This is a genomic window from Oceanococcus sp. HetDA_MAG_MS8 (assembly GCA_019192445.1).
Classification (GTDB): Bacteria; Pseudomonadota; Gammaproteobacteria; order Nevskiales; family Oceanococcaceae; genus MS8.
Genome location: JAHCMK010000008.1, coordinates 23124 through 43369, shown reverse-complemented (window position 1 = coordinate 43369; position 20246 = coordinate 23124). Strand labels below are relative to the sequence as shown.

Here is a 20246-nt window from a genome sequence, read left to right as displayed (position 1 = left end):
ACAAATTGCTTTCCACTATTCTCGAGGGGACACGGGATGCACGCAATGGACCCCAAAGCAACGCCTTTGGACTGCTTCTACTATTGGGAAAAAGCACAACCAAACAAGCGCTACTTCACCCAGCCCATCGGCGGTGGCCAAGTTAAGGAATATACCTGGGCAGAAGTTGGTGACCAAGCTCGGCGGATGGCGGCGCACTTGCAGTCCCTGCAACTGCCACCCAAGAGTCAGATTGCGCTCGTCGGTAAGAACTCTGCGCATTGGATCATCGCGGACTTGGCCATCTGGATGGCAGGACACGTCAGCGTGCCTCTGTATCCCACGTTAAATGGCGATACGGTGGCCTACATCCTGGAGCACAGTGAGGCCAAGCTGCTATTCATCGGTAAGCTCGACGACTGGGATATGGTGCGCGAGGGTATTCCAGAGGATATGCCCACCATCGCCTTGCCTCTGGCACCCGCCGAGGACGCCCTGCAATGGGATGATGTCATTGCGACCACGGAGCCCATGAGCGAGCAGGTGCAGCGCGTTCCCGAGGAAATGGCCACGATTGTGTACACCTCTGGCTCGACGGGCAGACCCAAAGGGGTGATGACCAGCTTTGGGGGCATGGCGGCCGCTTCCATTGGCTTCTCCGACATCATGAGCTTGGATAACAACGAGCGCATGCTGAGCTATTTGCCATTGGCGCATGTGCTGGAGCGTTGGGTCGTGGAGACAAACTCTCTGCGCTATGGCTTCGAGGTGTTCTTTGCGGAAAGTTTGGACACTTTCGTGGAAGACCTGCGCCGGGCCAAGCCCACCATTTTTGCCTCGGTCCCCCGGCTTTGGACCAAGTTCAAGGCCGGCGTATGCGACAAGCTGCCAGAGCGCAAGCAAAAAGTTCTCTTCAAAATCCCGCTGCTTTCTGGGGTGATCAAGAAGAAGATCCTTACTCAACTTGGCTTGGAGCATGTGCGTTATGCGGCGACCGGCTCCGCGCCGCTGTCGGCTGAAACCCTGTCTTGGTATCGCTCCTTAGGGCTGGAGCTGCTGGAAGGCTACGGGATGAGCGAGAACTTCGGTTATAGCCATGGCACGCGTCCAGGGCTCGCGCGGGTGGGCTACGTTGGCCAGTCCAACCCCGGTGTAGATACCAAGATTGGCGATAACGGAGAGGTGTTGGTGAAGAGCCCAGGAATGATGATGGGCTATTTCAAACAACCGGAGAAAACGGCGGAAGACATCACCGAAGATGGCTACCTGAAAACTGGTGATATGGGCGAAATCGATGCCGAAGGCCGCCTGCGGATTACCGGCCGTATCAAAGAGTTGTTCAAAACTAGTAAGGGCAAATATGTGGTTCCGGTGCCCATAGAGAATAAATTGGCGAATCACGAGGCTTTGGAAGTGGTCTGCGTCGCCGGGGCTGACCAAACTGCGCCTTTCGCGCTATTTATGCTCGCCGATGAAGCGCGTGATCACCTCAGCAAAGGCGAAATTGACCGCGCCGAGTTGGAGCAGCAGTTCTGCGAGCTGGTTGACAAGGTCAATGAAGGTCTGGACCCCCACGAGAATGTGAAGTTCGTGGTGGTTGTGAGCGACACTTGGGGCATCGAGAACGGCTTCTTGACGCCAACTATGAAAATTAAGCGTAATGTGATCGAGGCGCATTACGCGGATCGTGTCGACGGCTGGTATGCCGCCCGCCAGCGCGTGATCTGGGATGGGTCATCGCCACAGGGCCAACAAGCCCCAGCTGAAGCGGCTTAAGCTAGCCAGCGAGCCCTCAAGAGGGGCTCGCGGGGCTGTACCCCTGCGCAGTCGGCATCAATCGCCGGCTGCGCAGGGTCTAGCTAAGATGCTGCTTTCAGCGCAATTTTGCGCAAACGGCGCGCTAAAGTGAGCAACTCGCCTCGGTGAAAAATGTTGCAGTGCAGGGAACTCAGCCCGTCAGATCGAGGTCTACAGCGCCATCATGCGAATGTGCAGCCCTAGCACACTCGCCAGCTTTTATCAGCGTTGCTAGAATCCGAGGATGGCTAAGACCACCACGCTCAAACCCTGGGAGCGGGTTACCGACCCCAACAGCTTTTCTGCATTGGTTGCATTGTGGGAATCCAATTACGCCCTGTTGGAGCGTTTGATTCCTGACTTGCGTAAAGTGCCGAGTGGTTCGGTATCACGCGGCGATGCCAATTGTCCCTTGCATCTGCACAGCGTTCACCATGAACGCTATACGGCCACTTTTATCCTGACTCACCGGTTTCCGGATAAGGGAGAAGTGCCCCGGTTGAAGGTGCGGGTGTTCTTTGATGCCAAGGCGGCCCAAGCCCTGGACGTGGAAAAGGGTGACTTTGGCGAGAATCTCTACCTGCAAATCCAGCGCAATGCCATGTTGAATAAGTGGCTTGATTGGTGCTTGGAGCAGGGCCACGGGTTCTGGATTCGTAAAGACGCCGCATAACTCGCCCGATCGCCTTAAAAGTATCCCCGCCCCGATGAGGGCGGGCGTTTTCAGTGTCGGCCGAGCAATCGCCCTCTGCGCTGAGCTATAAAAGACAGTGTGCTGCAGCCGAGGCTTCTCCGCCTCGGCGGTTCATTGCCTGCGCTGGCGTAATCAGGCCTGCTCGATAATGTGTAGCAGCTGCTCGGTCTTCTCGCGCATCAGCTCTTTGTCGCCGCGCGACTCCACGTTCAGCCGGGTGACTGGCTCGGTGTTGCTCTTGCGCAGATTGAACCTCCACTGGGCAAATTCCATGGATAGGCCGTCGGTCCGATCTTCGCTGAGCGCGTCGGCAGCGAAGGCAGCATGCACCCTGGCCATTGCGGCATCGGGGTCGTCTACAGTGCGGTTAATCTCCCCACTGGATGGGTAGCGGGCAATACGCTCGGCGACCAGCGCCGACAAGGGTTTGCCAGTTTTGCTAATGAGGGCCGCAACCAGTAGCCAGGGAATATTGCCGTTGTCGCAGTAAGCGAAGTTGCGGAAGTAATGATGCGCGCTCATCTCCCCACCATAGGCTGCGTCATGCTCGCGCATGATGGCTTTGATGAAAGCGTGTCCGGTGCGGCTTTGCACGGTTTTGCCGCCGGCGGCCTCGACCATGTCGATGGTATTCCAGGTCATACGCACATCGTGGACGATGGTGGCGCCGGGCGATTCGGTTAATAAGGCCTCAGCCAGTAACCCGACGATGTAGTAGCCCTCGATGAAGTCGCCGTTTTCGTCAAATAAAAAGCAGCGGTCGAAATCGCCATCCCAGGCCACGCCGAAGTCAGCTCCAGCCGCGCGCACAGCCTCCGAGGTTGGAGGGCGGTTTTGCTCGAGGATGGGGTTAGGAATGCCGTTGGGGAAGTTGCCGTTGGGCTCATGAAACAGGCGTTCGAACTGCAAGGGCAGGTGGGGTTCCAGCGCATCAACAATGAGGCCGGCAGGGCCATTGCCGGCGTTTACCAAGATCTTGAGCGGTTTCAGACTTTGAACGTCGATGTAGCCCAGCAAATGCTGGATGTAGTCGGCGCGGTGATCCAGCGCGGTCATGTCCACCTGGGCATGCTCGGGGTACACCCGGGTATCACTGGCGACCTTGGCTTCAATATCGGCTAAACCAGAATCTGCGCCAATCGGGCGCGAGCCTTCACGCACCAACTTCATGCCGTTGTAATCCATGGGGTTATGACTGGCGGTCACCATGATCCCCCCATCAAGTTCGTAGTAGAAGGTCGCAAAATAGACCTCCTCCGTGCCACAGAGGCCCAGATCAAGCACCTCCACGCCTTCGTCACGTAGGCCGCAGGCTAGAGCGCGTTGTAGCTCTTCACTGCTAAGGCGGACGTCGCGCCCTGTGACCACGCGCCGGGGTTGAACCACCTGGGCGTATGCGCGCCCAATTCGATAGGCGATGTCGACGTTGAGTTCGTCTGGGAGGCGGCCGCGAATGTCGTAGGCCTTGAAGCAGCTCATGCTCATTGTGGTCTTTGAGACAATATTCAGAAGATATCAGCGCCGGAGGCTATCACACCGCTGTGTCGGGTCGACGAATCGCGTATTTCTTGAGTAAGTGACGCAATTGGTCGTAGCTCAAGCCCAGCCTCTCGGCTGTGCGGCGTTGGTTGTAGCCATGCTCTGTCAGTGCCTGGCGCAGCACGCTCGACTCCTGCTTCGCGGTCCATGCGAAAAAGTCCGCGGGCAACTCCGTCTCCTCTGTAATCGTGGCGGCCTCCGTCGTCGCTCCAGGTTGTCCTGCTGGCGCGTGCTGTCCTGTTAGCGTGGGCTGTTCTGCTAAGTGGGCAGGAGGGCGCCAGGGCGAGTCGAAAGGGTCAATGATGATCTCGTCGATGGGGTCGTCTGACTCGGCGAGGCGATAAACCGCGCGTTCGATGACGTTTCGCAGCTCCCGTACATTGCCCGGCCAGCGGTAGGCACGCAGGGTTTCCAAGGCCTTCATGCTGAAGCCAGCAAAATGGGGTCGATCTAACTCGGCGCTCATGCTTTCGGCAAAGTGTTGGGCGAGCAGGCCAATATCAATGGGGCGGGCTCGTAACGGCGGTAGAGTGATGACTTCAAACGACAGGCGGTCCAGGAGGTCGGCTCGAAACTCGCCGCGCGCGGCGGCTGCTGGTAGATCCACGTTGGCAGCGGCAATCAGGCGTACGTCCACCTCCATTGTTGTGCTGGAGCCTACGCGTTCAAACTGACCATATTCAATCACCCTTAGTAACTTCTCTTGGAGGCGCATGCGCATCGATGCGAGCTCGTCCAGGAATAGGGTGCCGCCCTGTGCTTGTTCAAAACGCCCTTTGCGGGCTTTGGTGGCCCCAGTGAACGCGCCTGGGACATGGCCAAAAAGTTCCGTCTCGAGGAGATCATCGGAAAGTGCGGCGCAGTTGATTGCAACATACGGGTCGGACCAGCGCTGAGACAGATAATGAATACGTGCCGCGATCAGCTCTTTACCGGTTCCTCGTTCGCCAATGATCAACACTGGCCTATCCAGCGGGGCAGCTGCGGAGGCGCGCTCTACGGCTTGTAGAAAGTGGTCGTCTTCACCAATCAGGGATGGAAGTTCGGGGTGCGGCATGGCGGAAAATTCACCTATAGGTGGTGAAAAATACCTTATCTGTTTTTAGTGTGGCCGTCCATGAAAATAAAAAGATAGTGAAAACATAAGCTTATGAGCCATGCGAAAGTTGGCACGCGACTTGGAACACTGAGTGTGCACCTTCACTCAATGTTCAAAAGGATTTGACCATGCGCTCATTCAACCCTCTACTCGCCGTCGCCGCCATCAGCATGATGATGAGCACAGTTGCCCAGGCACAAAGCATCACGCGTGCCGAGCTTGCCCAGTCATTACACCAGGATATTTCGGCGCAAGGGAATGCAGCCGTGGCGCATATTGAGGATGAGCTGCGCCAATCGCTGCGCCAAATCCAGCCGGAGTTGGCGCCTATTCCATTTTTAAATGCGCAGCCCGAAGGGGTCCAGCCCCATCAGCAAGTGAATGGCTGAACCACTGCGCAGACTGCTAACACCCCCGATTCACTGATACGGAGCCTGACATGGGTATTTATAGTCGTCTGTCGGATATCGTGAACTCCAACCTGCATGCCATGTTGGACCGCGCCGAAGACCCTGAAAAAATGATCCGCCTCGCCATTGGCGAGATGGAAGATACGCTGGTAGAACTGCGCTCGAATGCAGTCTCCAGCATCGCTCGCCGCAAGCATCTTGAGCGCGAGCAGCAACGTTTGCAGGATAAAGCTCAGGAATGGGAAGCCAAGGCTGAGCTGGCCCTGGCCAAGGATCGCGAAGATTTAGCCCGCCAAGCCTTGCTGCTGGTAGAAGACTTTGCCAACAAAAAAGACGAGCTCGATACCGAGCTCCAGGCCCTCAATGAAAGCCTGGACAAACTGGATACCGATATCGGTCGATTGAATGACAAACTCAAGGATGCCAAGGCGCGGCAAAAGCAACTCTTACTGCGTCAGCAAACGGCGAGTGTTCAGCTGCGGGCGAAGAATCAGATTAATGATCAAAAGATTGCCGAGGCTGTTGCCAGATTTGAGAGCTTTGAGCGTAAAGTGGACGATCTAGAAGCACAGTCCGAGGTTCAAGACCTGGGCCAAGGCGAGGTACTGGACAAAGAATTTGCCAACCTCGAGAAACAGGATCGGGTGGAAGCAGAGCTGGCACGTTTGAAAGAGCGCCTGCGGAGCAAAGATGATTCCACCTCGCAAAGTTAAGGGAGACGTCGAGATTGGACGCCGTGGAACTGATATTCGTCCCGCTGATTGTATTTGTGGCAGTGGTTCTGCCGATCTGGATCATCATGCATTACGCAACGATCTGGCGGCGGGAGAAGCGTGAGCGCCGGCAAATTACTGGCACCCAAGATGAATTGGAGTCCTTGGCGGACCGTTTGGAGCGGCGGCTGGAGGTTATTGAGCAGTTGCTCGATACCGAAGACCCGCGCTGGAGAAATCCCTCATGAGTAGCGTATTTAAGAAACTATCCCAGCTCTATAGAAAGCCGGAAGATGGCTGGGCCTTTGGCGTCGTTGCCGGAATCTGTGAGGTCATGGGGTGGCGCTTACGCCTGACCCGGATGATTATCATCATCTTGGCCTTATTCTTCGGCCTCTTTGGAGCCTTAGCGGTGGCCTATCTCGCCGCCGTGATTTTGTTGCCGACGGTGGACGAAGTGCGCGACCCAAGGCCGGATCCTCAAGCCGAACGCGCTCAACGTCGCAACGCCAGTATTCATGAGCGCTATCAAGACATCGGCGGCCGCTTGGACCGCATCGAATCATACTTGCACTCGGCCGAGGCGAGGTTGCGGCGTAAGTTTGCCGACCTGGAGTCCGGATAACGCCGTGCGCCTGCGCTGCAGCGCTCAATGCGCGATGCCGTATTCGGGAGCAGCCCAGGCGGCCTAGCGAACATACGCGGACCGGGGGTATTGCCTAAGCTATGCGCTGGTAAACAATGATCCATGCATGTCGCGCTTGCGGCATGCGGATGGGGAAGCACAGCGTGAAAAAACTGCTCTTGGCAGCCTCGGTCCTGCTGGCCGTCTTGGCCTTTTTCTCCTTTGACCTTGGGCAGTACTTCAGCTTGGGGTATTTGCAGGAGTCCCGCGCAGATTTTGACCGTCTGCTCGCCGAGCATCCCCTTGCGACCGCTGGGGCCTTTTTCGCGATCTATGTCGCGGTAACGGCGCTGAGCTTGCCGGGAGCGGCCATCATGACTCTGGCCGGGGGCGCATTATTCGGCTTGGGATGGGGCTTGTTGTTGGTCAGCTTCGCTTCCAGCTTAGGGGCAACCCTGGCGTTTTTGGTAGCGCGCTATCTGCTGCGTAGTAGTCTTCAGCAGCGTTTTGGTCAGCGTTTAGCTGCTATTGACCGGGGCGTCGATAAGGACGGGGCGTTTTATCTGTTCGCCCTGCGCTTGGTGCCTGCGTTCCCGTTCTTCGTGATCAATTTATTGATGGGGCTCACAGCCATGCGCACGCTGACCTTTTACTGGGTGAGCCAGGTGGGCATGTTGCCGGGGACTGTGGTCTACGTGAACGCGGGTACGCAACTTGGGCAGCTCGACTCTCTGAGTGGGCTGTTATCCCCAGGCTTGCTGGGCTCTTTTGTGCTGCTGGGGCTGTTCCCCTTGCTGGCGCGCAAAGGCTTGGATTGGCTCAAACACCGTCGAGCAATGCAGGACTGGACCCGGCCCAAGCAATTCGACCGCAACCTTATCGTGATTGGCGCTGGCTCCGGCGGGTTGGTGTCGGCTTATATTGCGGCTGCGGTACGAGCCAAAGTCACCCTGATCGAAAAACACCAAATGGGTGGAGATTGTCTGAACACAGGATGTGTTCCATCCAAGGCCCTCATTCGTTCAGCCAAGGCCGTGCATCAGGCGAGCAAGGCATCGACATTAGGCTTGAACAGCATCCAGGTCGATTTTGACTTCGCGGCGGTAATGCAGCGGGTTCAAGAGGTCATCAAGACCATCGAGCCGCATGACTCGGTCGAGCGCTATACCCAGCTGGGTGTGGAGTGTATTCAGGGTGAAGCACGCTTGGTCTCACCCTGGGAGGTTGAGGTCAATGGGCAGCGGCTCTCCGCTCGTCACATTGTTCTAGCAACCGGGGCGCAGCCGCGTATGCCGGATATACTAGGCTTGAGCGATGCCCCCGTATACACCTCCGACACGGTCTGGACTCTGCGTGAGCAGCCTTCCCGATTACTGGTGCTGGGCGGCGGTCCCATCGGCTGTGAGCTCAGCCAGGCTTTCCACAGGTTGGGCTCGCAGGTTCACCAAGTGGACCGCAATTCGCGCTTATTGGGCAAAGAGGACGCCGAAGTCTCCGAGCTGGTGGAGAGTGTCTTTCGCGAGGAAGGCATTCATCTGCACCTGGGCGCTCAGGCGATTCAGGTTCTGAAAAATGATGAGGGCTGGGTGCTTGAGGTGGAGCAGGACACCCAGCGCCACCGCATTGGGTTTGATGCGATTTTGGTGGCGGTAGGCCGACAGCCTAGATTGCAGGGTTATGGGCTCGAAGATCTGGGTGTGCGGGCTTCTGGCACCATCGATACCGACGACTTTCTGCGCACGAATATCCCCAGCATCTTTGCCGTAGGCGATGTGGCCGGGCCATACCAATTCACCCATGCAGCGGCGCATCAGGCCTGGTATGCCGCCGTGAATGCCTTGTTTGGAAACTTGAAGAAATTTCGGGTGGACTACCGCGTGATGCCCCGCGTGACCTTTACCGACCCGGAGGTGGCACAGGTGGGGCTCAACGAAACGCAAGCTCAGGCAGAGAAGGTCGCCTACGAAGTCACCCGTTATGGACTGGATGATCTAGACCGTGCCATTGCCGACAGCCATGCTCGAGGCTTTGTCAAAGTTCTCACTGTGCCCGGAAAAGACCGCATTTTAGGGGTGACCATTGTGGGAGCTCAGGCCGGTGAGTTGCTCGCCGAATTTGTATTGGCGATGAAACATGGACTCGGGCTGAATAAGATCCTGGGCACCATTCATCCTTATCCCACCATGGCCGAGGCCAACAAATATGCGGCTGGTCAATGGAAGCAGGCGCACAAGCCTGAGGCTCTGTTGCAATGGGTCGAGCGGTATCACCGTTGGCGGCGTGGGGGTGCTTGAGCTCGTCGCTCAAGCTGAAGCGGCGAGGCAGCCCTAAACTCTAGCGCCAAGCGGGTACACTGGGCGCCGTTTTTATTTGTTCAAGGGATTGGCATGCCCACATTAGTATTGCTGCGCCACGGCCAGAGTCAGTGGAATTTAGAAAACCGATTTACGGGGTGGGTGGATGTAGACCTCACCGACCAAGGCATGGCGGAAGCTCGCGAAGCGGGTGCGCTGATGCGAGATGCCGGGTTGCATTTTGATGCGGCGCATACTTCCGTTCTCAAGCGTGCGATTCGCACACTGTCTACGGCAATGGAAGTATTGGATCAGGTGTGGGTGCCTGTGGCGCGTAGCTGGCGTTTGAATGAACGACACTACGGGGCATTGCAGGGTCTGAACAAAGCGGAGACCACCGAAAAACACGGCGAAGAGCAAGTCACGGTTTGGCGACGCTCCTACGCAACACCGCCACCGCCCATGTCCAGCGATGATCCCGGACATCCGCGAAACGAGGCGCGCTATGCCCATTTGGACCCTCGCGTGCTTCCTGCGACCGAATCCCTAGCCACAACTTTGGATCGTGTACTACCGTATTGGCATGACGTGATTGCGCCGCAGCTTCGCGCTGGCCACACCGTGTTGGTCACCGCACATGGCAACAGCTTAAGAGCGTTATACAAGTACTTACTGGATGTCGCCGAAACCGACATTGTCGGCGTGAATATCCCCACCGGCGTTCCGCTGAAGTTTGAGCTCAACCAGGAACTGGAAGTGACCGACTACGGCTACTTGGGCGACGCCCAAGCAGCGGCGGCTAAAGCAGCGGCGGTGGCCAACCAAGCCAAGGCCTAGTCACAGGGTCTTAGCGACAATGAGTGCCCTAGATGCACTCACGGCCTGCTCGCTGGTTAACGCGTATGCAAAAGCCCCGGCGGTCATGCGACCGCCGGGGCTTTTGTGGTCTGGGCGAGATTAGGCGCCGTGCGCTTGAGCCGAGGAGAACTCCCGCAAACGTCCAGTGTCAGCCAGAATTTGGGTGACTTCACGCTGGAGTTCTTGCTTGAAACCCAGATGAAAGAACACGTCAGCTACCACAAATATGGGCGCTGAAATGAGGCTTTGACTGATGTTTTCGTAGAACGCTGGGCGGTTCTTTTCGAAGTGGAGATGGCCATAGATCTGCGTTCCCCAACCGATGATCTGCCCGGCAGCGAACACGCTCCAGGTCCAGACTGGGCCCATGCTTGCGACTTCAGCTGCAGCCAATAAAAGCACGCCGTAAAGCACGGCGGCCACGCCACCAATAGCGCGGTCTAGCCAGAGGTAATACATGGTGCTCAACAGGTACATCACGCTGGCGGCGGTGATGACTACACCATTAAGGTTAGCCAGTGGCAATGTGGACAAGGCTACGAAGGCCGAGAATGTGATGGTGGGAACGCCCGCAACATGAATCCAGATGTTGGTGGGCTCTTGATGATAGGCCGAGTAAAAGGCCATTTTCTGTGCAAAGTGACTCATTTGGCGACATGCCTCCCAAGGAATGTTTCCTGCATAGTGTAGGGCGCTAGGTGTCCCAGGGGAGTCGCAAAAAATGCCAATGCCTCGTCATAAATTCGCGCTACGCTGGCGCTATGACCAAAGCTTATAAATCCCCAGAGTTTATCGATTCCCCGGATGCTAGGCCGCTGCGTATTCTGGCGGAGTACATGGAGCCGGAGAAGCGGCTGCGGGAGAATCACATTCACCGCGCCATCACATTTTGGGGTTCGGCGCGGATCCAGCCCGGCGCAAAGCAGGTGGCTGATGGGCGGGACTACTACCAATTGGCCTCAGATCTAGCTCAGAAGCTGGCTCACTGGACGCACCACAACCACCCTGCAGGAGAGCGCTTCCATGTTTTAACGGGGGCCGGTGGCGGCATTATGGAAGCTGCGCATGCCGGAGCTGCGCAGGTGGATAAGCGGCTCAATGTAGGCCTCAACATCAGTCTGCCATTCGAACAAAAGCCCAACCCTTTTGTGCCCCAGGACCAGCTCTTCGAGTTCCACTATTTTTTCACCCGCAAGTACTGGTTTTTAAACCTATCTGCTGCGCTGGTGGTGTTCCCGGGGGGCTTTGGCACCCTGGATGAATTATTCGAAGTATTGACCTTGATTCAGACCCGAAAAGCTCAGCCACGACCGGTGCTGCTTTTTGGTCGTGAATTTTGGGATGAATTGCTCGCCTTGCCGGCCTTGCTGCGCCAGGAACTCATCGCACCCTCTGATCTGGACGGGGTGTTACGCGCAGATAATGTAGAGGACGCGTTTACTGCGCTGACAGCGGAGTTGGCGCAGTCGACGTTTTGGGCTCCACCCGTGCCCGCGCCCAAGGAGTAGGGTGGCCCTCGGACAAGACAATAATGTTGTTGTCATGGTCCCAGCTCACAGCCTCGGCTTGTTCTAGGCGCTGCATGGGTACGGCGAGTGCCGGTTGCTCCAGCGCTTGGTGCCAGGTTTGCTGATCCCCGCGCCGGTATAGGTAGGGCCTGGCATACGTGCTAATGACCATGCGCTTGCCGCTAGGGTCAATGCTCATTCCCGTGGGTTGGCTGGAATAGGCCCCATGACGGGGATCGGCGGCCAAGTCCTCCGCACGGGGCGGGGGCAGGGTGTGGACCTTGCCCAAGAGCCGCGCTTGCGTCTGAGCGTTGAGAAAGTCCAAGGCGTAGAGATGAGGACTAGGCTCGCGTTTACTGAGTAGCAACAGCTGCCCCGACTGGGGGTCAACGCTCACGGCCTCTACATCACGGGGCCCATCAGGGTAGCTAAAGCTCAGCCTGTTTAGCTCGGTAACCGCATCGCCCTGGGGTTCTGGGAACCATATCACTTGAACTTCTGCACGCCGGGCGCGGTTATCTCCGACGTCAGCGATGAGTAAGTAGGCTTGTCCGGCATGCTGGAAGCGGGTCATATCCTCGGGGTCACGCAGGGATGCGGCTAAGCGAACCCGCCTTCTAAGCTGTAACTCCCGGTCTAAGCCAAAAAGGACCGCAGCGTGCCCACTGTCGTTATGGGCCCAATAGTGCACACCGGGCACGCTGGCCAGAGTCATTCCGCTGGCCTCCACTAATGCGGGCGGCTGCAGAAGTATTCTGATGGCCCAGACCAGCGCAGGGATAAGCAGCGCCAGACCAAGCCATATTGTGAGTCGTTGCGCGGCGCCGTTGCGCCGGGGGCCAGACATTTAGCGCATCGCTTAGGCCGCCGAGTCCAGAGGTGATTGCTCACCCTGCGACCAGCGCACGGCCTGTACGCCGGGGAGGGTTTCCAGCCAAGCGCCACCCATCATCATGGATGGGGTGTAATAGCCCGCCAAATCCGCATGGCTAAGAATGTGCTCGGCCAGAAATACGGGGCCATAGCTGGTCATTTGGTATCCGTTCGGGGTGTCCACTCGGGCGCTGAGCGTATTGCCGTCAGCATCCACAACTTCTCCCCAAACCTGCATGCGCTGTTGTTCACGCTTGCTGGCATTGGGGCCGTGGACTTTTTTCGCGATCCGCCCCTTGAGGAAGTTTTGCACCAAGCCTAGGCGCAGCAAGGGGCGTAACCAATTGCCCATACGCATGGCTTTGAGCGTGCGTTTGGACGCCGGTACAAAGACGGTGATGTTGGGAATCCCCGTACTGGTGAAAGCGGTTGAGATATCTCCCCAGGGAATAGGCGTGGCTTGGCGTGGGCCCTGACCAAAGTCAATGTGGCGGACGCAAAAGCCATTAGCCCGGGTTTCAAGACTGCCATGGCGGCGAACTTTCACGCCCTCGCGCATCCCTTCTACCGTTGTTTTGGCGGTACCAGGAGATAGGCTGTTGCCGCCGGCAAAGCCCAGGCTGAGGTGCTGGGCATCGGGCATTTTGTCGGCCAGGAGGCGCGCCAGACAGTCGGTCGGTATGACATCAAAGCCGGTTCCAGGAAGCAGAACAACTCCGGCTTTGCGCGCTTGGGAGTCGCGACCTTTAGCCGCCTCAAACACCTGAATCTCTCCGGTGATATCGAGGTAATGCGTCTGGCTATGCAGACAGGCATCCATCATGGTTTCGGCTGTGGCCGAAAATGGGCCGGCGCAATTCACTACCAGAGCCATATCCGCGAGGGCATGGGCTACCGAGTCTGCTTGTTCCAGGCCGAAAACGCGCCAGCTTAAGCCCAACTCTACGGCCAAATCCTCCAAAGCAGCGGCGTTGCGTCCGGCCAGTACTGGCTTATGCCCGCGCCGAACGGCTTCGCGCACGATTAATCGTCCGCTGTAGCCATTGGCTCCGTAGATCATCCATTCTTGTTGTATGGGCTGCGGGCTCGTCGCCATGGACTCAATTCCTCAAAAGCTGTGTTGTCGGCCCGTATCGTGCCAGAATCCGCGCCGTGGACCTACCTTCCGATATCAGCCTGCAGGCGATCGTGCGCGCTGCCTTGCTGCGTTTTGCTCAATTGGGCTACGGCCTCGAGTGCGAGCCCACAATTCGCTGGGACTTACGCGGCCAAGCCGCTGGCCAGGCCATCTTGCAAACACACACGGTGCGTTTAAATGCCGAGCTGCTGCAAAGCGCGGGCGAGCAGATGACCCGCCATACGCTTATTCATGAGCTATGCCACTTGGCAGTATGGCGCCGCCACGGGCGGCGCGCCCGGCCTCACGGGCCGCAATGGCAGAATTTGATGCGCGCAATGGGGGAGGAGCCCAAGCGCTGCCACGACCTTGCAGCCAGCCCCTCGCGACGACAGCGGCGTTTCCGGTACGCTTGTGCCTGTACGACGGTCCACGAGCTTTCAACCACACGCCATCACCGGGTGCTGCGCGGAGAACGGTATTTATGCCGGCGCTGCGGTGAAATACTGCGTGCGGCCCAAGACGAAGCGACTACGGACCGCTAGAACCACTGGGAGAACACTGTTGAACACGACATTGATTGGTAGGTTGGTCATGGCCTGCCCGGCACTGCTGTTGTTGAGCGCATGCGCGACCATCGACAACACCCTGGGCTTGGTCGGCTTAGACGGCCTGTTTGGTAGTGAGGCCGAGCCACCCGCCCTGAGCGCTGAGATTCGTCCAGCCGACCTTCATCAACATGTGCAGATATTGGCCTCGGACGCCTTTGCTGGACGCGCACCGGGCACTGTTGGCGAGGAGCTCACCACGCAATACTTAGTTGAAGCTTTTGAGCAAGCGGGGCTGGAGCCAGGTCCGCAAGGCTCCTACCTGCAAAGCGTCCCCTTGGTGGGTTTGCAATCCGATGCCGACATGGGGCTCCAGGTCCAAGGCAAGCCCCTACCGCTGCGGATGAATCGCGATGCAGTGGTGGTCTCGCAGCGGGTTGCGCCGCGCACCGTATTACGCCGCTTGCCATTGGTATTCGTGGGCTATGGCGTGCAGGCCCCTGAACATGGTTGGGATGATTACGCAGGTGTCGATCTGCGCGGGAAAATCGCCGTGATGCTGGTGAATGACCCGCAGGTGGAAGCCAGTGATGGCCGCTTGGACCCAGGATATTTTAAGGGTCGCAGCATGACCTACTACGGCCGCTGGACCTATAAATTCGAGCAAGCCTCCAGAATGGGCGCTGCCGGAGCCCTCGTGATTCACAACACGGCCATGGCTGGCTACCCCTGGGAGGTCGTCGCTGGTAGCTGGGGTACCGAGAACTTCACCTTGGACCGCGATGATGGTAATGCGCAGCGGGTTGCGGCTGAGGGCTGGCTCCATGAGGACTTCGCACGCGAGCTTTTTGCGCGTTCTGGTTATGACTATGAACTGCTCAAGCGGCAGGCTGCGCGCCCTGGGTTTACCGGTTTCGAGCTGCCCGCCAGCGCCAGCCTGATGGTGCGCAATAAAATTCGCCGGGTGCGCTCGCATAATGTGGTCGCGACGGTGCCTGGAACCGACCCCGCACTCCGCAATGAATGGGTGACCTATACCGCGCACTGGGATCACCTGGGGGTGAATCCGGATTTGCCTGGCGACCAGATTTACAACGGGGCCGAAGACAACGCCACGGGCATTGCCGGGTTGTTAGAAATTGCCGCGGCCTTTGCTCAGCAGCCCGCCCGTCGCAGCACCATGTTCCTGGCCGTGACCGCCGAGGAGCAAGGCCTACTAGGAGCGCGTTGGTATGCGGAGAACCCTCTGGTGCCGCTGGCCCAAACCGTGGCCAATATCAACATGGATAGACTCAATGTATTGGCTCCCACCAAAGACATCGTTGTAATTGGTCGCGGCCAAAGCACTCTGGAGCAGGTTTTAGAAACCGCAGCAGCTACCCAAGGTCGTGTGCTGGTGTCGGAAAGCACGCCGGAGAAGGGCTATTACTTCCGCTCTGACCATTTTGAGTTTGCCAAACGGGGTGTACCTGCGTTGTACGCAGACTCAGGCAAGACTCCGCGTTTGGGTAACCCAGAACTCTTGCACGACTACAACGCCGATTACGTGCGCGATCGCTACCACAAGGTCGATGATGAGTATGACCCCACTTGGCCGATGACTGGCGCCGCTCAGGATATGCAACTGTTGTATTTGGTTGGGCAAGCGGTGGCGAATACCACGCGGCCTCCGCAATGGCTACCCAGTAGTGAGTTCGCGACGCTTAGACCACCGGCGCCTTAGTTCAGTGCCGGCGGGCATCTTCGGGGTGCTCGCCGGCATCGCTAATGTTCGCGTGCGAGTGTGAGTGACATTAGCGAATCTAGAGTCTCGGCGCGATTACCCTCAAGCGACGCTGAGTTCACTCAAGTGGGCAAACTGCTCCAAGCACTCTGGGTTAGCGAGGGCATGGCGGTTTCGCACGGCTTCTCCGTGCACCACAGCTCGCACAGCCAGTTCGGCCAATTTCCCCGAGCGGGTGCGTGGTAAATCCAGCACCTGGATGATTTTGGCCGGCACGTGTCTCGCACTACTGCCTTGTCGAATTTGGGATTGAATGGCATGGATGAGTTCCACGCTCAAGGTCAGTCCTGGCTCCAGTACCACGAACAGCACAATGCGGATATCGTTATCCCAGTTCTGGCCAATCGCCAATGACTCCTGCACCGCGGCGACTTGGTTCACCTGGCGGTAAATCTCTGCGGTGCCGATGCGGACCCCGCCCGGGTTCAAGGTGGCGTCAGATCGGCCATGAATGACGTAGCCGCCCGTGTCACGCCACTCCGCAAAATCGCCATGATGCCAAACGCCGGGATAGGTATCGAAGTAGGCGGCATGGTAGCGGCTGCCGTCCTCGTCATTCCAAAAGCGGACGGGCATGCAGGGGAAGGGCTTGGTGCACACTAAGTCCCCTTTATGGCCTGCTGCGGAGGGGAGGCCGTCTTCATCCCAGACTTCCACCGCCATGCCGAGTCCGGGGCCAACGATTTCGCCGGCGTGCACAGACTGCCAGGGATTGCCCAGCACGAAGCAGGATACGATGTCGGTGCCGCCAGAAATGGAATGCACAGCTGCGTTGGGATGAACCTCGGCATACAGATAACGAAAGCTCTCTGCCGATAGCGGGCTGCCGGTGGAGGCAATGGTACGAATGCTGGACAGGTCATGATCCAGCCGCGGTCGGAGGTTTTGTTGCTTGCAGGCATCAATGAAACGGGCCGACACACCAAAGAACTGGCAGCGTGCACTTTGGGCAAAATCGAATAGGGCATTCGCGTCGGGACAAAAAGGCGAGCCCTCGTACAGCATTAAGGTGGCCTCTGAGGCCAGTGCTGAGACAAGCCAGTTCCACATCATCCAGCCGCAGCTGGTGTAGTAGAACACGCGATCTGCGGGGCGAATATCGCAATGCAGCTGGTGTTCTTTGAGATGTTGCAGCAGGGTGCCGCCTGCACCATGCACGATACCCTTCGGTGCGCCGGTGGTTCCGCTGGAGAACAAGACATACAGCGGATGGTTGAAGGGCAACTCGCGATAGGGCACACCGGCTAAGGGGTCTGGGTCTGGCCAGGAGTGGAGGCGGTCATGCTCTGGCGGGTCTAGCTCATCCCAAAGATAGTAGGCCTGTTTCACACTGGGCAGAGCATCAAGCACCTGGGTTAGTCGCTCACGGCAGTCAAAAGGCTTGCCGCCATAACGATAGTCGGTGACTCCAAACAACACCTCGGGCTGCACTTGGCCCAGCCTGTCGAGTAAGGCTCCGCGACCGAAGTCTGGCGAACATGAGCACCAAACAGCGCCAAGGGCGGTGGTGGCGAGCATGGCCGCTACAGTTTCTGGGCGGTTCGGCAGAATGCCGGCCACACAGTCCCCAGGCTCTACACCAATTTGGCGTAGCTGCCGAGCAATGCCCGCGGTGGCGAACTTGAGTTGCTCCCGAGTCCACACCTGCTTGCGCCCGTCTTCGCTGCGGGCCAGGATGGCAACGTCGTCGGGGTGGCCGCGTTCCAACAGGTTACGCGCAAAATTGAGTTGGGCCTCGGGGAAGAATTGCGTGCCGGGCATCCCCTCGCCGGTGCTCACCGGGCCGCTCAGTTGCCCCTTCACCTGAGCAAATTGCCATAGACCGGGCCAGAACTCTTCCGGTTTATCTACGCTCCAGCTATGCAGTTCGGCAAAGCTCGTCGCCTGCGGCCGAAAACGTTGCGCAAATTGGCTCAGTAGCGATGTCGAGCGGCGCTCTTGATCCGGCTGCCAAAGTAGCTCTGCGCGGCTCATGCTGAGGTGGCCTCAGGTTGGTTTTCGGGACGGGTGCTAACAAAGGCATCTTGCTGCATGCAGCTTTGCTCGATGGCTTCCAATGCGGGGTAGGCAGCAACATCGATATCGAATCGCCTGGCATTAAAAAGCTGCGGAATGAGGCAGAGCTCAAACAAGCCTGGGCAATTTGCTGTATTCAATAGGTCTGCAGCGTGCTCCACCCGATTGTTCAGGGCAGTCAGGCCTTGGCTAATCCAATGCGAGGCCCATTGCGCCCGGTGATCTGCGATGCCCCAATCTTCGACGGTTTGTAGTACGCGTAGGTTTTGCAAAGGCTGGATATCACAGGCGATGACCTGGGCCAGTGAGCGAATCTGGGCAGCCTGCCAAGGGTCGGTTGGAAGCAGGCGACCTTGAGTGCTGAGGGTATCTAAGTATTCGCAGATGGCCAGCGACTGACTGAGCCAGCGGCCATTGTGCTCCAGTACCGGGACCTGGGCTTGAGGGTTGCGTGCCAAATGCTCCGGCAAATGTTGCTGCCCTCCATCCTGAATGAGGTTGATGGGGCAATGCTGCGCCTCCAAGCCTTTCAGGGCCAGCGCAATACGAACGCGCCATGTGGAGGAGCTGCGCCAATAGCCGTACAGGCGTAATGGGCTATGCACCGGCGTGTTCCACGACAGTTTGCTCGATGGTGCCGAAAAGGTTGCTGCCCTGGGCATCGTGCATTTCAATTCGCACCCGGTCGCCGACCTGCAGAAATGGAGTGCGGGCCTGCCCCTGCAGAATCGTTTCGACCATGCGCTGTTCGGCCAAGCAGGAGTACCCCAAGCCTCCCTCACTGACTGGGCGACCCGGACCGCCATCGGCATCCCGGTTGGACACTGTCCCCGAACCAATGATGGTGCCGGCACTCAGGCTACGAGTGCGCGCGGCGTGCATGATGAGCGTGGGAAAGTCGAAGGTCATGTCAACGCCAGCATCGGGATGGCCCAGCGGCTGATTGTTGACAAAGCTGTGAAGGGCGCCATGAAGCTTGCCCTCACGCCATTGGCTCTCTAGGGCGTCAGGGGTGAGCGCTAAGGGTGAGAAGGCACTACTGGGCTTGGATTGGAAAAAGCCAAATCCCTTGGCGAGTTCTGCTGGAATGAGGTTACGTAGCGATACATCATTCACCAGCATGACTAACCGTATAGCGTTGAGAGCCGTGGCGTAATCGGCCCCTTGGGGAACATCGCCAGTTACTACGGCGATTTCGGCTTCCAGATCCAGGCCCCAGCTGTTATCCGCCAAAGGGATGTCATCGCAGGGGCCGAGGAAGGTGTCGCTCCCTCCTTGGTACATCAAGGGATCTGTCCAAAAGGACTCTGGCATCTGGGCACCACGCGCCTGACGCACTAGTTGCACATGATTGACGTAGGCGCTGCCATCCGCCCAGGCCCAGCTGCGCGGTAGTGGCGAGCTACATTGGTGAGGCTCGAAGGGTTCCCCCAGGGCCGGCTCGCGGTCGAGCAAGGCGGCACGGTCTTGCAAAGCCGGGTACACCTCGTCCCAGTTCTCTAAGGCGCCACGCAGATGGGGAGCAATATTGCCTACCGGCGCACAGACTCGGCCATCTTGGCTGACGACGACTAATTGACCATCGCGGGATGGGGCTTTGAGCGAGGCCAGTTTCATACATAAGCTCCTGCGAGTGACGGGCCTAAAGCGAAGTGTATCCAGTATGCGCGCCAGACAAGTAGGCGCAAGTTCATACCCTGCATCTTGGAAGGGTACCCAGGCCCAAGGTGTTCTGTTTAAGCGTCTTTAGGGGGCTGGGTGGTCTGCATAGATGGCCGAGCCATCCAGGTATCGGCCCAGGCGGCTAGGGCCGGATAATGGTCACGCCAAAGTTTATGCGGATGACGAAAGTCCAGGTAACCCAGGGCCACGGCTGTAGTGGCCCGCCCTAGGTCGGTTGCAGCGGGGTCTAGATCTTGTTGACTGATTTGCTGCAAAGCGGCGTCCATGGCGGTATCCCAACGTTGTAGCCACAGGGGTGATTGATTGGCCTCTGGGCGGCCGCGCTCAAATACCGTGGCGACAGCGGCGTCCATCAAGCCTTGCGCCAGCACCACACGCTGCAAGCAATCCCAGCGCTCGCTGCCATGGCTGGGGATCAGTGAGGGGTGTGGATGCCAGGCATCCAAAAACTCGCAAATGAGGCGGCTGTCAAACAAGGTGCCCACGGGAGTGTTCACCAACGCCGGGACCTTACCCAGAGGGTTGGCAGCGCGCAGCTCTGGGCTGTCGGCCATGGGGTTGGTGAGTACTAGCTCGACTTCATCAGCCAGTCCCTTTTCTGCGAGTAGTACCCGTACTAGCCGCACGTAGGGCGAGGTTAATGATCCTAGTAGCTGCATGCGTCCTTCCATAATCGATCACGGTGTGGTGTGTAGGCTTGCCCCAACAAG

20 protein-coding genes are annotated in these 20246 nt (G+C 58.1%); 11 read left to right on the top strand and 9 right to left on the bottom strand.

Annotated elements, in window-relative coordinates; translation table 11 throughout:
- The first annotated feature begins 36 nt into the window (after positions 1-36).
- On the top strand, positions 37-1755 hold the full coding sequence (locus KI787_13045) for an AMP-binding protein (GenBank protein ID MBV6630881.1): 1719 nt from the start codon (positions 37-39) through the stop codon (positions 1753-1755).
- A gap of 265 nt (positions 1756-2020) precedes the next feature.
- Positions 2021-2449: a DUF1249 domain-containing protein gene (locus tag KI787_13040; protein ID MBV6630880.1), complete on the top strand. Its 429-nt coding sequence runs from the start codon at positions 2021-2023 to the stop codon at positions 2447-2449.
- A gap of 153 nt (positions 2450-2602) precedes the next feature.
- Here the strand turns inward: KI787_13040 and KI787_13035 are convergent, their stop codons facing one another.
- Both KI787_13035 and pspF read right to left on the bottom strand, forming a co-directional pair.
- A complete protein-coding gene (locus KI787_13035; protein MBV6630879.1) occupies positions 2603-3955 on the bottom strand; it encodes a phosphomannomutase in 1353 nt (450 codons plus the stop codon).
- A 46-nt stretch (positions 3956-4001) separates the two neighbouring features.
- Positions 4002-5066, bottom strand: a complete 1065-nt coding sequence (gene pspF, locus KI787_13030) for a phage shock protein operon transcriptional activator (GenBank protein MBV6630878.1) — start codon at positions 5064-5066, stop codon at positions 4002-4004.
- Positions 5067-5236: 170 nt separating this feature from the next.
- Between pspF and KI787_13025 the strand changes: the two genes are divergently transcribed.
- The 6 genes from KI787_13025 (at position 5237) to gpmA (ending at position 9987) form a co-directional block, all read left to right on the top strand.
- On the top strand, positions 5237-5497 hold the full coding sequence (locus KI787_13025) for a hypothetical protein (GenBank protein ID MBV6630877.1): 261 nt from the start codon (positions 5237-5239) through the stop codon (positions 5495-5497).
- 50 nt (positions 5498-5547) lie between these two features.
- Entirely contained in the window at positions 5548-6231 is a 684-nt protein-coding gene (gene pspA, locus KI787_13020; GenBank protein MBV6630876.1) for a phage shock protein PspA, read from the top strand.
- 14 nt (positions 6232-6245) lie between these two features.
- On the top strand, positions 6246-6479 hold the full coding sequence (gene pspB / locus KI787_13015) for an envelope stress response membrane protein PspB (GenBank protein ID MBV6630875.1): 234 nt from the start codon (positions 6246-6248) through the stop codon (positions 6477-6479).
- On the top strand, positions 6476-6856 hold the full coding sequence (locus KI787_13010) for a PspC domain-containing protein (protein ID MBV6630874.1): 381 nt from the start codon (positions 6476-6478) through the stop codon (positions 6854-6856). Before pspB ends, KI787_13010 begins: the two co-directional genes overlap by 4 nt.
- A 143-nt stretch (positions 6857-6999) precedes the next feature.
- A complete protein-coding gene (locus KI787_13005) occupies positions 7000-9150 on the top strand; it encodes an FAD-dependent oxidoreductase (protein ID MBV6630873.1) in 2151 nt (716 codons plus the stop codon).
- A gap of 93 nt (positions 9151-9243) precedes the next feature.
- On the top strand, positions 9244-9987 hold the full coding sequence (gpmA, locus tag KI787_13000) for a 2,3-diphosphoglycerate-dependent phosphoglycerate mutase (GenBank protein MBV6630872.1): 744 nt from the start codon (positions 9244-9246) through the stop codon (positions 9985-9987).
- A 120-nt stretch (positions 9988-10107) separates the two neighbouring features.
- On the opposite strand, the gene KI787_12995 is transcribed toward gpmA, so the two are convergent.
- Positions 10108-10656, bottom strand: coding sequence for a DUF962 domain-containing protein (locus KI787_12995; protein MBV6630871.1), 549 nt, complete (start codon positions 10654-10656; stop codon positions 10108-10110).
- A 113-nt stretch (positions 10657-10769) separates the two neighbouring features.
- On the opposite strand from KI787_12995, the gene KI787_12990 reads away from it, so the two are divergent.
- Positions 10770-11516 carry an LOG family protein gene (locus tag KI787_12990; GenBank protein MBV6630870.1) on the top strand — a complete coding sequence of 249 codons (747 nt, stop codon included), beginning with the start codon at positions 10770-10772 and terminating at the stop codon, positions 11514-11516.
- On the opposite strand, the gene KI787_12985 is transcribed toward KI787_12990, so the two are convergent.
- Both KI787_12985 and KI787_12980 read right to left on the bottom strand, forming a co-directional pair.
- Positions 11446-12231, bottom strand: a complete 786-nt coding sequence (locus KI787_12985; protein ID MBV6630869.1) for a hypothetical protein — start codon at positions 12229-12231, stop codon at positions 11446-11448. The two genes, KI787_12990 and KI787_12985, sit on opposite strands and share 71 nt — an antisense overlap.
- A gap of 144 nt (positions 12232-12375) precedes the next feature.
- On the bottom strand, positions 12376-13485 hold the full coding sequence (locus KI787_12980; protein ID MBV6630868.1) for an NAD(P)H-binding protein: 1110 nt from the start codon (positions 13483-13485) through the stop codon (positions 12376-12378).
- A 56-nt stretch (positions 13486-13541) separates the two neighbouring features.
- Here KI787_12980 and KI787_12975 point away from each other — a divergent pair, with 56 nt between their 5' ends.
- Both KI787_12975 and KI787_12970 read left to right on the top strand, forming a co-directional pair.
- The gene (locus KI787_12975; protein MBV6630867.1) at positions 13542-14051 is read left to right on the top strand and encodes a SprT-like domain-containing protein; all 510 of its coding nucleotides are present in this window, start codon (positions 13542-13544) and stop codon (positions 14049-14051) included.
- Between the two features lie 19 nt (positions 14052-14070).
- The gene (locus tag KI787_12970) at positions 14071-15777 is read left to right on the top strand and encodes a M28 family peptidase (protein MBV6630866.1); all 1707 of its coding nucleotides are present in this window, start codon (positions 14071-14073) and stop codon (positions 15775-15777) included.
- A 102-nt stretch (positions 15778-15879) separates the two neighbouring features.
- Here KI787_12970 and KI787_12965 read toward each other — a convergent pair whose 3' ends face one another.
- The 4 genes from KI787_12965 to KI787_12950 form a co-directional block, all read right to left on the bottom strand.
- Positions 15880-17811, bottom strand: coding sequence for an acetoacetate--CoA ligase (locus tag KI787_12965; GenBank protein ID MBV6630865.1), 1932 nt, complete (start codon positions 17809-17811; stop codon positions 15880-15882).
- Positions 17808-18458 (bottom strand): maleylacetoacetate isomerase, encoded by a 651-nt coding sequence (gene maiA, locus KI787_12960; protein MBV6630864.1) that lies wholly within the window; start codon positions 18456-18458, stop codon positions 17808-17810. Before maiA ends, KI787_12965 begins: the two co-directional genes overlap by 4 nt.
- On the bottom strand, positions 18451-19470 hold the full coding sequence (locus KI787_12955; GenBank protein ID MBV6630863.1) for a fumarylacetoacetate hydrolase family protein: 1020 nt from the start codon (positions 19468-19470) through the stop codon (positions 18451-18453). Before KI787_12955 ends, maiA begins: the two co-directional genes overlap by 8 nt.
- A gap of 119 nt (positions 19471-19589) precedes the next feature.
- A complete protein-coding gene (locus tag KI787_12950) occupies positions 19590-20195 on the bottom strand; it encodes a glutathione S-transferase N-terminal domain-containing protein (protein MBV6630862.1) in 606 nt (201 codons plus the stop codon).
- Positions 20196-20246: the final 51 nt, after the last annotated feature.